General features: G+C 43.4%; 11 protein-coding genes and 1 pseudogene. All 12 read right to left on the bottom strand.

Annotated features, from left to right (window positions below; all coding sequences use genetic code 11):
• Window positions 1-753: 753 nt before the first annotated feature.
• Window positions 754-1,155: pseudogene (locus DUK53_RS17805) on the bottom strand (NlpC/P60 family protein); the annotation flags it as partial.
• Window positions 1,156-1,479: 324 nt separating this feature from the next.
• Window positions 1,480-2,310 carry a DUF6270 domain-containing protein gene (locus DUK53_RS09685; RefSeq protein ID WP_052165080.1) on the bottom strand — a complete coding sequence of 277 codons (831 nt, stop codon included), beginning with the start codon at window positions 2,308-2,310 and terminating at the stop codon, window positions 1,480-1,482.
• Between the two features lie 88 nt (window positions 2,311-2,398).
• Window positions 2,399-3,412, bottom strand: a complete 1,014-nt coding sequence (locus DUK53_RS09680) for an ABC transporter ATP-binding protein (RefSeq protein WP_036133522.1) — start codon at window positions 3,410-3,412, stop codon at window positions 2,399-2,401.
• 13 nt (window positions 3,413-3,425) lie between these two features.
• On the bottom strand, window positions 3,426-4,232 hold the full coding sequence (locus DUK53_RS09675) for an ABC transporter permease (protein ID WP_036133518.1): 807 nt from the start codon (window positions 4,230-4,232) through the stop codon (window positions 3,426-3,428).
• A gap of 292 nt (window positions 4,233-4,524) precedes the next feature.
• On the bottom strand, window positions 4,525-5,430 hold the full coding sequence (locus DUK53_RS09670) for an ABC transporter substrate-binding protein (RefSeq protein ID WP_036133515.1): 906 nt from the start codon (window positions 5,428-5,430) through the stop codon (window positions 4,525-4,527).
• A gap of 74 nt (window positions 5,431-5,504) precedes the next feature.
• Window positions 5,505-8,948, bottom strand: a complete 3,444-nt coding sequence (gene pyc, locus DUK53_RS09665; protein WP_036133512.1) for a pyruvate carboxylase — start codon at window positions 8,946-8,948, stop codon at window positions 5,505-5,507.
• Window positions 8,949-9,263: 315 nt separating this feature from the next.
• The gene (ftsW, locus tag DUK53_RS09660) at window positions 9,264-10,475 is read right to left on the bottom strand and encodes a putative lipid II flippase FtsW (protein ID WP_103034904.1); all 1,212 of its coding nucleotides are present in this window, start codon (window positions 10,473-10,475) and stop codon (window positions 9,264-9,266) included.
• A 124-nt stretch (window positions 10,476-10,599) separates the two neighbouring features.
• A complete protein-coding gene (locus tag DUK53_RS09655; RefSeq protein ID WP_036133510.1) occupies window positions 10,600-12,336 on the bottom strand; it encodes a glycoside hydrolase family 2 protein in 1,737 nt (578 codons plus the stop codon).
• Entirely contained in the window at window positions 12,333-12,761 is a 429-nt protein-coding gene (locus tag DUK53_RS09650) for a hypothetical protein (protein ID WP_036090633.1), read from the bottom strand. Before DUK53_RS09650 ends, DUK53_RS09655 begins: the two co-directional genes overlap by 4 nt.
• Before the next feature lie 12 nt (window positions 12,762-12,773).
• Entirely contained in the window at window positions 12,774-13,616 is an 843-nt protein-coding gene (locus DUK53_RS09645) for a carbohydrate ABC transporter permease (protein ID WP_036077417.1), read from the bottom strand.
• Between the two features lie 22 nt (window positions 13,617-13,638).
• The gene (locus DUK53_RS09640) at window positions 13,639-14,541 is read right to left on the bottom strand and encodes a carbohydrate ABC transporter permease (protein ID WP_036133507.1); all 903 of its coding nucleotides are present in this window, start codon (window positions 14,539-14,541) and stop codon (window positions 13,639-13,641) included.
• A 67-nt stretch (window positions 14,542-14,608) separates the two neighbouring features.
• On the bottom strand, window positions 14,609-15,871 hold the full coding sequence (locus tag DUK53_RS09635) for an extracellular solute-binding protein (protein WP_036133504.1): 1,263 nt from the start codon (window positions 15,869-15,871) through the stop codon (window positions 14,609-14,611).
• Window positions 15,872-16,317 lie beyond the last annotated feature (446 nt).

The raw sequence follows: 16,317 nt of genomic DNA, 5'->3' as shown, positions 1-16,317 counted from the left end.
ACTAGTCCAATTTCCGGACTTTAAAATGAATAAATCATTTTTTGCATATAGCCATTTTTTCCCTTTCTCCTCATTTGCAAGTTTTGTTTCTGACCAATAGGAATCCATTGCTCCTGAATACCAGCCCTCTTGAGTTCCAGATTTAACATGTACAAATCCATTTTGTGTACGGTCAAAATCAACTACTGCTGGTGTATTTGCTTTTAAAGTAAATGCAGACTGGCTATTCCAATCCCCATATTTTAAAATATACAAATCATTTTTTGCATATAAAGTCATTTTCCCTTTACTTTCAGTGTTTGGCTTTTCTTCATACCAATAAGGGTCTATAGCTCCGGAATACCAGCCTTCTTGATCTCCCACTTGTACATGTACAAATCCATTTTGTGTGCGATCAAAATCAACTAATGCTGCATAATATTTTTTCAGAGTAAACGACGAGCCGCTACTCCAGCTTCCTGATTTCAATATATATAAATCATTCTTTGCATACAGCCACTTTTTCCCTTTTTTATCATTTACAATTTTGGTTTCTGACCAATAAGGATCCATCGCTCCTGAATACCAGCCCTCTTGAGTTCCTGATTTCACATGCACAAATCCGTTTTGTGTACGATCAAAATCAATTACAGCTGCAGATCCTTTAGCAAGTGTGAAGGCTGTACCGCTATTCCAATTTCCTGACTTCAATATATACAAATCATTTTTGGCGTATAATGTTTCCTTTCCCTTAGAAGGTTCTTCTAAATTAGTCATTCGACCAAAGCCAACTATATATCTGCTCCAGAAGGAATTATTTAAATTATCAATCATTACTCCATTGTCCTGAGCGTTTATCATCTGATTATTGCCTATGTATATTCCGACATGAGCAATTCCACTTCCGTAATCAAAAAACACTAAATCTCCCTGTTTAGCTTGTGATCTTGAGATTTTAGTAGACGCACTGTATTGTCCTCCTGAAGTCCTTGGTATAGAAACCCCAATTCCATTCTGGAAAACATATTTGGTATAACCAGAACAATCAAATGTATTTGGTCCATTACCTCCCCATGTATAGGATTTTCCTAGGTGCTTCTTCGCTTCATTGTAAAGATTTTCATACGTTTTAGCAGGTGCTGCATTTGCATTTTCAGTACTCCAGTTTATATTTGCAAAAGAAATTACAAATACAAGTAGTAACACAAATATTTTTGATATTTTTTTCATTAAGCGCCTCTCCCTTTTTAGTATTGTGTTCTAATTAACTTTAACACAGCCAAAAAGAAAGCGCAATCATAATATGTATGAATATACATTTATTTAACAGTTCTATACAATCAAATAGAAGAAAAAGTCTATAGCATGCAAGATAAACGGAACTTTTTATTTACGCCTTCTCATACGCCCTAAAGTTAGATTTAATAACCTAACTTTAGAGAATACATGGCATTACAAAGATTCCTTTTTTATTTATCTCCACCACTTTTATTGTAAATATCAATCGGCTTGCTTCTTTTTTTTCTGGAAGAATTGATACCATCTGTTATTTTTCTCGATCTCGATTAACTTATTCATAAACAAGGGATAGTAGTCCATTGTGTAGTGCACATAAAAAAGCCCCCAGGGATGTTCATCAAAACTTAAAAATTCTTTATTTTTTTTGAACAGATCAATGATTTTAATCGATCTGTCATTTTTCCTGATGTAATCATACATCTCATTCAACATTTCATTATAATAATCCACATTAACATTCTTCACCTTACCAGAAGTCGCAATATCAAATTTGTTATCATCAAAATTATAATATTCCTTCACATTCTGGATTTTATGAAGAATGATCTTGCTCTTAGGTGATGCTTTTTTTAACTTATCAAGAACGATATCCCATGATTTTTTCCAAAGTTCCATATATTGCTCGCGGTCTTTATCAATGGATAGCTCCTCGGCTTTACCTTTTAATACATCTTTATAATATGCCGTTCGCCACAGTTTCCAGCGATTATTCGACACGTATTCACCTGGCTCTACTTCTAACACACCAAAATGAGCATCTCCAAACAAATCCACTATAATCGTATCTGGTTGAAGTTTCGCTAAATGGTCGAAAAATTCTTTTGTGAAATCGGATCTAACGCACCACTCATCATATTCTGAAAAATCGTCCTCTGGCACTACTGGGTTCTCTCTTTTTTTAGATGCCATGGAAATGATAGAACTCTGATTTTGCATGAGAACACATTCGAATTTCTTCTTATAATCAGCATTGAAAATGGAATTAAAGTTATCTCGTGTGGCACAACTGCCAAGTACTGCTATTTTTTTCATTGATTTCTCCCCTTCAAATACGCTCTCTCAAAAAAGCAGACAGCCTAATATTTAACTGTCTGCTTTCATTATACTATTTCTTCATGAACTAATAAAGCTGTTTGGTCTTACTTACCACATTCACCGTCTCGGTCACTACTGGTTTCCCGTCATCGCTCGCCTTGAACATGCCAAGCACCGATTGCCCGGTTCCAACGCAGTATCCAAAGAATATCGCCAGCGCAATGAGCACCGTCAGCGCGATTTTGTCGAACCAAGTAAGTCGGTATTTATTCGCGCTTGGATTCGGGTAGATGACTTTCTGTGGACGTTTCTGTTTGCGTTTGAAGTCGTCTTGGTATTCTTTTTTGTAGGACTTGGATTGGCCGTTGAACCAGCGTACGAACTCGTCGTATTTGTCGGCTACTTCTTGGGCTTGTCCCATTTCGCGGATTTGGCCGTAGTGCATCCAGATAATCCGGTCACACAGGCTCTTCATTTGGCCCAAGGAATGGCTGACGAACACGATGGTGCGGCCGGCTTCTTTAAATTCGGTGATTTTATCGACGCATTTCTTGTAAAACGTCTGGTCACCTACGGATAGTGCTTCATCGATAACGAGGATATCTGGATCGGTGTGAACCGAAATCGCAAAACCTAGTCGGGAGCGCATACCGCTAGAGTAGTTTTTGATTGGTTGATTCATGAAGTCGCCAATATCGGCGAAATCAATGATGCTTGGCATGAGGGCATCAATTTCGGATGTTTTCAAGCCGTGCATGAGTAGTTTTAAGCGGACGTTCTCGTAACCGGTCAGCGGGCCTTTTAAACCGACTGCGATGGCGATGAGCGATGTTTCACCGTTAATGACTACTTCGCCTTGGGTTGGCGGGATAACGCCGGACATGATGTTGGAAATGGTTGATTTTCCGGAGCCGTTGATACCGATTAGTCCCACTGTTTCGCCGTCATAAATGTTGAAATTGACGTCGCGCAGTGCCCAGAAGGATTGCATTTGTTTACTTTTAGGCAAGAATAGGCCTTTGATTTTATCGGATTTATTTTGATAGAGGTCGTATTCTTTGGACACATGTTTGAATGCTACTTTGATATTTTTTCCCATTTGTCCTTACCCCCTATAAATAATCCACGAAGCGTTCGCGGAATTTCATGTGTAATACGGATCCGACATAGAGGCAAACGAGCGTGATCAGCCAAAAGTAGACCGTGTAGGACGGTTCTTGCCAAAAGCCTTTATGCCCGACAAAACTGTCTCGGAATCCTTCGATAATGTAGACGATTGGGTTTAGTTTCAAAAGGTCTACAACCCAGCCTGGTAGCATCGTATTCAAGTTCCAGACGACGCCTGACACGTAAAAGAGGACGCGCAGAACGGATTGCAGCATGACATAGTAGTCACGTACAAGCACGCTGATCGTGGCATTTAGTAACGTCACACTGAAAAGGAACGCAATCATCGCCACAAAATAGTAGAAAAACTGGGCCCAATACATCGAAACTGGTGCGCCTTTTATGAAAAGTAGCGCAAAAAAGATGATCATCATCGTGACGTAACTCGTCAAATTCGATACGATTGTAATGTTTGGCATGACGCTCATCGGGAATTTCATCTTAGAAACGAGATGAATCTTATTGAAAATGCTATTTGCCCCTTGTAATATAACCGCGCTGATGAAGAACCAGGGGATGATGCCAGCTAGCATCCACTCGATGTAGCTCGCGCCTTCCACGCCTGATCTACCACGCATCGCGAATCCGAATACAAAGTAGTAAATCGCAACTTGAATTAATGGGTTTAAAATTTGCCACGCAAGGCCTAGGTAATGGCTTTGATACGTCGCTTTATCTTCATAACGCGCAATTCGAAAAATCATTGGCGCGTACTTAAATTGTTCTTTTAGGACTTCTACTACTTGTTTCACAAAAACACTTCTTTCCGGAATAATAATGCGGTTAGCTAGTTTAGTAACCGAAAATCGCTTGCTCCATGTCGTATAGGCTCCACCCCTTGTTCTTAGAAAAAGGTACATAATGATGTCGTTTACGCGTTTCTGGTTTGTTTTTCTGGGCTGCTTTTTAGTCGATTCTTCCGTAAATGTAGGTCTGTTTCTACGTATTGGCGGTGAGCTATTTGAAAAATAGTAAAAACCCACCTTATGTTAAATTACCTCAAAAGTGGGCATTTGTAAAGTAAGATCTGTATTTTACGCGGATTTATTTTGGATAGATGGCTTCGAATAAGGCTTCTTGTCCTTCTATGAGGCGTGGTCCTGGGCGACTTACAATGGATGGATCGATTTCGTAGATGCGATTATTTTTTACAGCCGGGATGTTTTTCCATGCGGAGCGCTTGGCGATTTCTTGTTTGGCATTGGGGTAAATCGTGATGATGACGTCGGGCGCGGCTTGGATGACTTGCTCTTCGCTGTATTGCGGGTAGCCTTTTTCGGAGACGATGTTCGTTGCTTGGATGTTGGTGAGCATTTCGTTGATGAACGTGTCTTGGCCGGCTGTGTAGAGGTCTGGACTGATTTCTAGCCATACTTTCGCTTTCGTTTTGACTTGTTGCTTGGCTTCTTTGCGTATCGTTTTATCGGTTTCTTGCATGGATGATACTAGTTTTTCGGCTTCTTTCGTCGTGCCGGTGAGGTCGCCAATTTGGGTGAATGTTTTGTAGGCTGCGTCGAAGTTCTGCGCATCTTCTACGACGAACAGCGGGATATTGGCTTGTTTGATTTGATCGTAGGCGTCTTTATTGTAGCTCATGATAGAGGCGTGACCAAGAACGAGGTCGGGTTTCATACCGATGATTTTCTCAACGTTGATTTCTGTTGTTGCAACGACGGGAACTTTTTTGACCGCAGCTGGATAATCGTCGCTCGATGTCACACCTACCACGTTTTCACCGAGCCCGAGACGGTATAAAATTTCGGTATTGCTGGGAATCAAGGACACGATTTTTTTCGGTTTCGCGCTGAGCTCCATTTTGGCGCCCGTCGCGTCTGTTGCTATGTATTCCGGTTTTTGTGCCGTTTTCTCAGATGTCGTTTGTGCTCCGCAGCCTGCTAAAACGAGGACGATGGCTAGACTTAAAGCCGTAATTATTTTTTTTAATGGCATCTGAATTCTCCCTTTCAAAAATGGAAAAAGTCGGGCGTTTGGATATCCCGACTTTTCCCTCTGCGTTCTATGTGTTAGACACGGCCTACTTCCATTAATAGGTCAGCTGATTCAATTACATCGCCGTCTGTGACGAAAATCGCGTTGACTTTGCCGTCGAATGGGGCTTGGATTGTTGTTTCCATTTTCATCGCTTCGGTGATTAGAAGTGGATCGCCTTTCTTCACTTCTTGGCCTTTCTCAGCGACAATCTTAATCACGGAACCTGTCATGGTTGCTCCGACATGTTCTGGATTCGTCGTATCAATCTTGCGACGTGTCACAACGGTTGATTGGACGTTAAAGTCTTGTACGGAGATTTCACGCGGTTGACCGTTTAGCTCGAAGTAAATCACGCGTGTGCCGTCTGCGATTGGTTCTCCGATTGAGTTTAACTTGATAATCAGCGTTTTACCTTTTTCAAGCTCCACTTCCACCGTCTCGCCTAAACGCATACCTTTAAAGAAAGTCGGCGTATCAAGCACCGTCACATCACCATATTTCTCAATCATCGTCAAGTAATCTAGGAACACTTTCGGATATAGAATATAAGACATCACATCGTGGTCCGTCGGCTCACCCGTCGTCATTTTCCCAGCAAGCTCTGCGCGAACTGCCTCAAAATCAACTGGCTCCATCAAAGCACCTGGACGTTCTGTCAAAGGTGTGCGGCCCTTCAAAACAAGTTTTTGCAGCTTCTCTGGGAATCCGCCGTACGGTTGGCCAATCTCGCCCATAAAGAACTCGATAATCGAATCTGGGAAATCTAGCGTTTCGCCTTTATCGTATACATCTTGTTCTGTAAGGTCGTTTTGTACCATGAACAGCGCCATATCGCCGACTACTTTCGAGGATGGTGTTACTTTCACGATGTCGCCGAACATTTCATTTACGACCGCGTACGTGTCTTTCACTTCATCCCAACGATCGCCTAAGCCCACTGCTTTGGCTTGTTGTTGCAAGTTCGTATACTGACCACCCGGCATCTCGTGGATATAGACCTCGGTTTGCGGTGAGTTCAGCGCGTTATCAAAGTCTTTGTAGTATTTACGAACATCTTCCCAGTAATGGTTGATGATTTGCGAATTATGCGCATTGAGAATCGTTTGACGTTTTCCGTTTTCAAGACCGTAGTAAAGCCCAGTCATGCTCGGTTGAGACGTCGCGCCACTCATCGCGCTTGATGATACGTCGACAATGTCCACGCCCGCACTAACCGCCGCCGCATACGTATAAATCCCGTTACCACTCGTGTCATGCGTGTGTAAGTGAATCGGCACATCAATCGTGTCTTTCAGTTCGCTCACAAGACGATACGCCGCTTGTGGTTTCAAAAGTCCAGCCATATCTTTAATCGCTAAGATATCCGTACCTTGCGCCACAAGCTCTTTCGCCATATCTTTATAGTAATCCACGTTATATTTTGTACGCGTGGCATCTTCAATATCGCCCGTATAACAAATCGCTGCTTCCACGACTTTACCAGCATCACGAACCGCCTCAATCGACACTTCCATGCCTTTCAACCAGTTCAAGCTATCAAAAATACGGAACACATCGACGCCACTTTGCGCGGACTGCTTCACGAATTCACGAATCACGTTATCCGGATAATTTTTGTAGCCAACAGCGTTCGCGCCACGTAATAACATTTGGAACATCACGTTTGGAATTTGTTTACGCAATGTTTCCAGACGCACCCATGGATCCTCATTCAAGAATCGGTAAGCCGTATCAAACGTTGCCCCGCCCCACATTTCAAACGAGAACATGTTCGGCAATAAATGCGCCATCGGATCAGCAATTTGGAAAATGTCTTTCGAACGAACGCGTGTCGCTAGTAATGATTGATGCGCATCACGTAATGTCGTATCGGTCAACAAGACCTCATTTTGCGATTTGACCCATTCCACGATTCCCGCAGGACCTTTTGCATCCAAAATTTGTTTCGTTCCTGGCTCGATTTTTGCGTCGAAAGGAATCTTCGGAATGCGCAGATCATCATAGACCAGTTTTTCGCGATGTTTAATGCCTGGGAAGCCGTTCACCGTCACATTACTGATGTAGCGAAGCGTCTTCGTACCGCGGTCACGCACTTTCGGGAAATCGAACAATTCAGGCGTCGAATCGATGAACGATGTATTGTAGTTTCCGCTAATGAAATCAGGATGTTGTACCACGTTTAACAAGAACGGAATATTCGTTTTCACGCCACGAATCCGGAACTCAATCAAGTTACGAATCATTTTGCGACACGCTTGTTCAAACGTCATGCCCCACGTACATAATTTTACAAGTAAAGAATCGTAAAACGGCGTCACGATCGTACCTTGGAAACCATTCCCAGCATCAAGACGCACTCCAAAACCACCAGTTGAGCGGTATGTATTAATACGACCAGTATCTGGCATAAAGTTATTCAAAGGATCTTCCGTCGTAATCCGACATTGAATCGCCGAACCGTTGATACGAATCTCTTCTTGTTGCGGAATACCCACGATCTGGTCATGCATCGAACAACCATCTGCGATAAACAGTTGCGACTGAACGATATCAATCCCTGTAATCATCTCGGTAATCGTGTGCTCCACCTGAACACGCGGATTGACTTCAATGAAATAAAACTCTTCGCCAGCAACTAAAAATTCGACCGTTCCAGCGTTTAAATAATCGACGTTCTTCATTAATTTCACGGCAGCATCACAAATACGCTGGCGCAAATCGGATGTAATCGCATTACATGGTGCGACTTCCACTACTTTTTGGTGACGACGTTGCACCGAGCAATCACGTTCAAATAAATGGACGATATTGCCGTGAGAATCCCCTAAAATCTGCACTTCAATATGCTTCGGATTCACAACGCATTTCTCAACATACACTTCATCATTCCCAAAAGCCGCTTTTGCTTCTGATCCCGCACGTTCAAATGCGTCCTTCACGTCCGCCGGTCCTTGAACGACACGCATACCACGTCCGCCGCCGCCAAGAGAAGCTTTTACCATCAACGGATAACCGTGTTTTTCTCCGAATGCAGCTACTTCTTCCGCGTTTGCCACAGGTCCATTACTACCTGGGATAACTGGGATGTCGGCAAGTAAAGCTTGTTCTTTTGCTTTAATTTTATCACCGAACATGTCTAGGTGTTTCGATTTAGGTCCTACAAAAATGATGCCTTCTTTTTCACAACGCTTGGCAAAGTCGATATTTTCCGACAAAAAGCCATAACCAGGGTGAATCGCGTCAACATTGGCTATCTTGGCAATCTCGATAATATTATCGATATCCAGATACGCATCGATCGGTTTTTTCCCTTCCCCTACGAGGTAAGCCTCATCCGCCTTATAACGGTGAAACGCCGCCGTATCCTCTTGCGAATAAATCGCCACTGTCTTAATGTTTAGTTCCGTACACGCCCGAAGTACGCGAATCGCGATCTCGCCACGATTGGCAACTAATACCTTTTTAATGTTGTTCATTTTTTTTCCTCCTAACCTACACTACCTAATTTTTCTATCTACATAGCTGCTAACATTATTACCGTCATGGAGAAAAACGGTATATCAGACAATTATAGTATTAAAGTACCCCAGATGTAAATTGTTTTAGCTGATTTTCGCAAAAAATGTTCGAGTTCGGGGCGTGAAGTGAGTGATATCAATGTTTAACCGTGATGAGTCCAAAGATTCGACACAAGGTATCAGATATACTACAAATCATCGGAAATGTCGTATATCTGATACTCGATAGCAGAAAAAAACGAGCCGCAAACCCTCAGCCCGTTTCTCCTATCCTTACCTCTGTGTTCGTGGCTGTACCGGTTTCCTAGGTTTCGCCAAATCCTTTTCCGAGCCGTAATTCTTTTGAAATTTATTCATCATCGACACGTTCAGCACAATTCCCACCAAAATTGACATCGACATGAGCGACGAGCCGCCGAAACTCGTGAACGGTAGCGTCACCCCGGTAAGCGGAATCATCCCCGTCGCGCCGCCTAAATTAATAAACGCCTGAATCCCAATGAGCGTCGCCGTCCCGTAACAGAGCAAGGAACCGAACGAATCGTTCAGACGCATCCCGTTTGTAATCGAGCGCAAGACGATGAAGAAAATCCCACCGACCGTAATCAAAATACCGAAAAAGCCAAGTTCTTCCGCGATAATCGCGATAATGAAATCGGTATGCGGTTCCGGCAAATAGCCCAATTTCTGCACGCTTTCACCAAGCCCTTGTCCGAAGAAACCACCAGAACCGATCGCGTAAAACGAGTTGACCAGCTGATACCCGCTCGCGCCATGATCGGTAAATGGATTTTGAAAACTGGTAATCCGTCCAATTCGCTTCGTCGTAATCAGCTTCGAACGGATGTCCTCTGGCAATAAGAAAACAACGATGCATAAGACCGCTAAAATCAGCAATCCTAGTCCGACTAATTTCAAGATTGTTTTCAGTCGCATACCCGATGCCATAATAATTCCGCAACCTGTTAGAAAAATAATCGCCGCTGTCCCGATGTCTGGTTGAAGCAATATCAAGAAACAAATCACGACTAGAAACAGGACAGGCGGCAAAACACCACGGTTAAAATCATCAATGTACCGCTGCTTTTTCGAGTAAACCGCCGCCATGTAAATAATCATCGACACTTTAATAAACTCAGAAGGCTGAATCCGAATTGGCCCCATTGCTAGCCAACTTTGCGCATTGTTCGCCGAGTCACCAAACACCAAAACGAGTAGCAACATCGCAACCGATCCGAACATGATCAGCATCAGCATTTTATTATTTTGAAGAATTTTATATGGGAAAACCGCGAAGAAAACCAGCAAAACCAGCGATATAATCCAATTTTTCAATTGACTGTTATAGAACGTCGCCGGGTCCCAGCCTTTATTAATCGCGACAAACATACTCGAACTATAGACCATGATCAATCCAAAGATACACACAATGAGGTATACCGCCAAAAGAGGATAGTCATAGGATTTTAACATTTTTTTAAACATACACATCGTCCAATCATTTCGAGCCTCATTCAAGGTCCCTACTGTAGTATCTCTCCATTATATAGGAAATCAGCTCGAAAAGAAATGATAAGTACGCCCTATTAAAAATTGTATGGGAAACGCATTATTTCTTACGTCTTTGGTTAATCTCTCGAATCGCAGTTAAATCCACCTTATCTTGGCGGTCAATCGTCAGCAGGCCATTGATTTCCTGCTGCACATCGCTGACTTGTGTATAACAAAAACCGGAAATATAATCCAAACCTTGAATCGCGCTCGTGATGCTTTCAAAACGGGCTAAAAATGCCTTCTCGTCTTGCACCTGATTGCCATAACCCCAGCCCGATTCGGATTGGAAAGCAATGCCGCCAAACTCGGAAATAATGACCGGTTTTCCGATATTTTCGTACCCGCTAGCAAAAGGATGGCGGAAACCGTTGTGTTGGAACGCATTGGCTAACAACTTTTCCTGTTCCGCATAACGCTCCGTGAAAGTTTCACCGTTTTCCTCATAATCGTGTAGCGTGATAATGTCCGAAATCGTGTGATCCCAGCCATCATTCGTCACAACTGGGCGCATCGCATCGAAACTTTTAGTCAGATAATAAATGCCTTCTGTGAATTGTTGCTGCTTCTTGTTCCCATGAATATCCTCGATTCCCCACGACTCGTTGAACGGCACCCACGTGATAATCGACGGATGATTGTAGTTTTGCTTCACAATTTCGAGCCACTCCGCCGTAAAATTAGCGACCGCTTTATCGCTGAAACTATAGGTTGAGCCAACTTCGGACCAGACGAGCAAGCCTTTCTTATCGCACAAGTACAGGAAACGATTATCCTCGACTTTCTGATGTTTGCGGACGCCGTTGTAACCCATCTCAATTATTTTGTCGATATCAAGCTCGAGCGCCGCGACAGATGGTGGTGTCAGGTCGCTGTCTTGCCAGTAGCCTTGATCAAGAATCAGTCGCTGATATAATTCCTCGTTATTTAGCAAAATTTTCTCGCCTTCAATCGCGATTTTTCGCATTCCAAAATAGGATTCTACGCGATCGACGACGGTATTTCCTTCCATTAAAGTGAATGTGATGTCGTATAGATTCGGCGTCTCGGTATTCCAAGCTTTCATGCTCCACGGGTCACCTTTTGCCAAAACAGAGGCACTTAGATTCGCCACGCCGTCTTTTAAAATAGCGCTGACTTCCTCAATGAGTTCGCCGTCAAATCGGATGGTCGCGCGCGCCGTCACGCCTTCATGCCAAGCGTTTGCTTCCACTTCCAAATCGATTTTCCGAGCATCGAAATCTGGCGTCATTTTCACATAATCAATATGCACCGGCGATACGTATTCCAGCCACACCGATTTCCAAATCCCCGTCGTCTGGACGTACCAACATCCGAAATTATCCTTGATCCAGCGCTGTTTCCCACGCGGTTGCGCCGTATCCACGCTGTCCTGCACGCGAACCGTCACCCGATTTTTCCCCGCCGTCACATAATCCGTGATATTAAAAACGAACGCCGTATAGCACCCTTGATGCGCGCCAACCACTTTCCCATTCACCCAAACCGTCGTCGCATAATCCGAACCTTCGAAATGTAGCAAAACGTCCTTCTCCACCGTCGTAATCTCGACTTCCCGCTCATACCAAACGACCGCGTGATGCGACTCATCGTGAATCCCGCTCGCCTTCGTTTCATACGTGAACGGCACTTCAATCACACGCTCCGATGGCACACGCGCACACCAATCCTGCGCCAAGCCAACGTCGGCATCATCAAACGCAAACGCCCATTTCCCGTCAAGCAACTCCCAATCCTTCCGCACAAACTGCGGCCTCGGATGTAATTTTGTCATCCCATTTCCTCCCCAATCAAACTATTTTGCTGCGCTCGCATGCCTTTATTTTTCGCCAAGCCAATAATCCCTGCACTCATAAACAAGAAAATATTCGGCATATCCATAATAAAATACGAAAATACACCGCAGACTAAAAACCAAACCGGCAATTTCCAGCCAATCGCGCCATTTTTCCAATGCTTCCGCGCTAAATAAATATTCAGCAATCCGAGTAAAATCAACAACACCCCGAAAATCACTACAAAATTAAAAATACTGCCAAACAACGCCTTCATCGCCCGCATTTGCGCCACAGAAAGCCCCGCCACATCCAATCCTTGCCGTTTGATAAACAGCCCATACACAAAAACCGTCAACAACCCGTCCAACAACTGCCAAGCCGCCGCGATATAAATAAAAACCCGTTCTAATCGTCTGCTCACTCGAAAGCCCTCCTATCCTTTTACGCCAGATGATAGTGCCATGGACTGTAGGAAATATTTTTGCGCGAATAAGTAAAGGATGAAAGTTGGCACAATCGCGACGAGTGCTCCTGCCATCAAATGCGCTGGTTGAGCTTGGTACATCCCTTGCAGCAGTTGAAGTCCCGGCGTAATCGGCATCATTTCGATATCATTAAACACGATCGAAGGCCACAGGAAATCGTTCCAAGCAGCCGTGAAAGTGAACAACGCCACAACCATCAACACCGGTCGCAAAAGTGGCAAAATAACCTTGTAGAAAATTTTGAAATCACCGGCACCGTCCATGCGCGCCGCCTCGTCAAATTCAATCGGGATATTCACCATGAACTGCCGCACCAAGAAAATATTAAATACAGCCGCAGCGCCAGGCACGATTGCCGCTAAATAATTATTCACCCAGCCGAATGTATCGATAATTTTATACAGTGGAATCAAATTTACAACACTCGGAAACATCATCGTCGCCATCAGGAAAACAAACATCGCATTGCGTCCGCGGAATTTCAAGCGACTGTAAGCAAATGCCGCCAGCGATACCACGATAAGCACCAGCACTGTCTGTGAGAGCGCAATAATCATCGAGTTCATAAACCACCGCAAAAGTGGCGTCGCAGCGTTATCAAACAGCAATTCGGTATAATTCGTCGTCACCCATTGCACCGGAAGGAACTTAAAGCCAACCGACGCGACTTCCGCCTCCGATTTAAACGACGTCACAATTCCCCACGCGAGCGGCACAACCCAGATGACAGCCATCACGAGCAGGAATATAAAAGCAATTAATTTTGGTATAAAACGCGTATCTTTTTTCATCAGAAATCCATCCCCCTCGTCGCTAGTTTTTATTCCGTAAAAAGAAAAATTGAATCGCGGAAACAGCCATGATGCACAGGCCGAGAATAACCGCCATCGCGGACGCAATCCCCGCAATCGATTGTCCCGTGCCAAACGCGTTTTGCTGAATATACATCAACAGCACCGACGTCGAACCGGACGGGCCACCTTTTGTCAGCATCAGCGGTTGGCCATACACGTTAAATTGCGCGATCGTGGTCATGACAACCGTGTACAACAGCTGGGCGCGAATACTCGGCAACGTAATCCGGAAGAATTTTTGCACAGAGGTGGCACCATCGATTTCCGCCGCCTCATAAAAATCCTTCGAAATCCCGTTTAGCGCTGCTTGATAAATAATCATATTCCCACCGATACACCACCAAACCGTTACGATCACAAGCGTCAACCAAGCATACGGCTGCGTTCCGACCCAGTTCACCGTCGTGCCCAAAAACTGATTAATCGGGCCAAAACTCACATTGAACATCAAGCCCCAAATAATGATAACCGCCGAAATCGCGAACAACGATGGCAAATAAAACAGTGATTGAAATAACTTATTCAGCCTCGGTTTCGCGTTCAATGCACTGGCCAATAGCAACGGTACAATAATACAAAATGGCACGGTCAACACGACGAAAATGAATGTATTTCGCAACCCATTATGTAACTGCTCATAAAAAGTTGAATCTTTCTGAAACAATATTTCGCGGTAATTATCAAAACCGACAAAATCTGGCGTCCCGATCAAATCCCAGTCCGTAAATGAAATATAAATTCCATACACGACAGGAACGAGAAAGAATATCAAGAAAATAATTAAATGCGGGCCTGCGAATAGCCACGGCGTGAACTGCCATTTCCTCGTTTTATACGTTATTGTTTTAGCGTTTGCTTCCATTTCCATCACTCCCAATCTTTCATCTTAAGGCTTGAAGACCCGAAAACCTCCAAGCCCCTTTTTCGATTTATTTATTGGATTTATCTTTAGCGATCTTATCTTCCACCGCTTTTTGCATGTCCGCCAAGCCTTTATTCACCGGTGTTTTCCCGAAGATAATGTCATTCCCGTTCGCATCCAATTGCTCGGAAACGTAACCATTATACTTATAATCAAAAATCTTCAGCGATTTCTGCTCGGCCGGATTGAGCAACAAGAATGATTGCGGCATTTCTTTATACGCTGGGTCTTCCACAATCTTCAGAGACGCTGGATTTTGGCCTGACTTCGCCCATTCTAGCGAGTTGTCTTGCACCCAATCGATGAATTTTAGCACGCCTTCCGTTTTTTCTTTTGAACGCCCTTCGCTATTAAACATCGTGAATTGATGCGAGCTAGACCAGTTCACCATTTTATTTTTATCCTCGCTTAACTGTGGTGCATTCGTGATTCCCCAATCAAATTTGGCATCTTTCGCGTTGTTTTGCATCCAAATACCTTCTGGCGCGAAAATCACTTTTCCAGCGATGAATTTTTGGAAATAATCCTCGCCATCCTTTGTCGTAATGCCATCTTTATACATGTCTTTCCACAGATTAAACGTATCTTTCGCCTGCTGGTTATCAAGCGTTGGATCCACGCCATTCTCTGTCAACTTCCCACCGTTTTGCGCGTAAAGCGATAAGAAAACTGGTTTGACCCAACTCACCGACACCGCATCGATTTTATCCTTTTTAGCCAATTCACCCGCTGCTTTGATCTCATCAAAAGTCACGACATTATCATCGAGCGCAGTCGGAGCATATTTTTTCACTAAATCCTTGTTGTAGTACATAATAAAGGAGTGAATATCAAGTGGGACACTATACCGTTTATTATCCAATTCGCCGATATTCCAAGCTTCCGGCACATAGTTCTCCGCTTTAATATCTGGGAAATCAGCCAAATAATCGTCATAGCTCAGCAGCATATCGTTGTCTACATATTGCTTAATCCGCTCAGCATGAACGATTGTCAAATCAGGAATATTCTTGCCAGAGTTTACGACCGTCGGGATTTTCGTGTACATATCGCCTTCTTTTAGTGACATGTTTTTAACTTTGAACTCCGGATTCGTTTTATTGTAAGCGTCCACCATTTTTTGCATATTCGCGCCATCCGGACCAGTAAATGGATTCCAGAAAATGATTTCCTTACTCTTGGCAGTGTCCTTCGCATCACTAGAACCACCACACGCAGCCAATCCAGCAACCAGCAACAACATACAAACAAGACCTAACATTTTTTTCATTTTAAAATTCCTCCCCTATTGTTGAGAGTCTTCGAAAACGTACTTTGTTTTCTTAGAGCCTCCTTATGCATGAAAGCAAAGCGAGCATGTAATTCCCAAGTGGTTGCTAACGTGAAACCCAGATCAGCCTCCCATCTAACAACTCGCTTGTGAAAACTGCTTACCTCTCTCTCACTTCTAAATCCAACCTTCCATTCACACTATCTCCACCATAATGTAAACGCCTACATAAAAATTTCAAAAAAGAAGACCTTTAGTTAACCATCAAGTAAATTAATAACTAAACTTCTTTTATAATTTTACTATAATTCACTAAAATTTTATTGTCAACACTTTTAGTTCTTTTGATAGCAATTTTATGTTATGATAAACTAAAGAGTTCACTAAATGGTTTTTCATTCAATTTTAATCCTATTTCATCTATCTAACCATTAACTAAAGGAGGC

The sequence above is a fragment of the Listeria sp. SHR_NRA_18 genome, assembly GCF_003856515.1.
Lineage (GTDB): Bacteria > Bacillota > Bacilli > Lactobacillales > Listeriaceae > Listeria_A > Listeria_A newyorkensis.
The sequence above is the reverse complement of the archived record's forward strand: the minus strand, read 5'-3'. Positions and strand labels throughout refer to the sequence as shown.

What these genes read in the sequence shown, in the direction of transcription:
- DUK53_RS09685 (WP_052165080.1), bottom strand. Translation starts at nt 2,310, where the DNA reads ATGAAAAAAATAGCAGTACTTGGCAGTTGTGCCACACGAGATAACTTT.
- DUK53_RS09680 (WP_036133522.1), bottom strand. Translation starts at nt 3,412, where the DNA reads ATGGGAAAAAATATCAAAGTAGCATTCAAACATGTGTCCAAAGAATAC.
- DUK53_RS09670 (WP_036133515.1), bottom strand. Translation starts at nt 5,430, where the DNA reads ATGCCATTAAAAAAAATAATTACGGCTTTAAGTCTAGCCATCGTCCTC.
- pyc (WP_036133512.1), bottom strand. Translation starts at nt 8,948, where the DNA reads ATGAACAACATTAAAAAGGTATTAGTTGCCAATCGTGGCGAGATCGCG.
- ftsW (WP_103034904.1), bottom strand. Translation starts at nt 10,475, where the DNA reads ATGTTTAAAAAAATGTTAAAATCCTATGACTATCCTCTTTTGGCGGTA.
- DUK53_RS09655 (WP_036133510.1), bottom strand. Translation starts at nt 12,336, where the DNA reads ATGACAAAATTACATCCGAGGCCGCAGTTTGTGCGGAAGGATTGGGAG.
- DUK53_RS09645 (WP_036077417.1), bottom strand. Translation starts at nt 13,616, where the DNA reads ATGAAAAAAGATACGCGTTTTATACCAAAATTAATTGCTTTTATATTC.
- DUK53_RS09640 (WP_036133507.1), bottom strand. Translation starts at nt 14,541, where the DNA reads ATGGAAGCAAACGCTAAAACAATAACGTATAAAACGAGGAAATGGCAG.
- DUK53_RS09635 (WP_036133504.1), bottom strand. Translation starts at nt 15,871, where the DNA reads ATGAAAAAAATGTTAGGTCTTGTTTGTATGTTGTTGCTGGTTGCTGGA.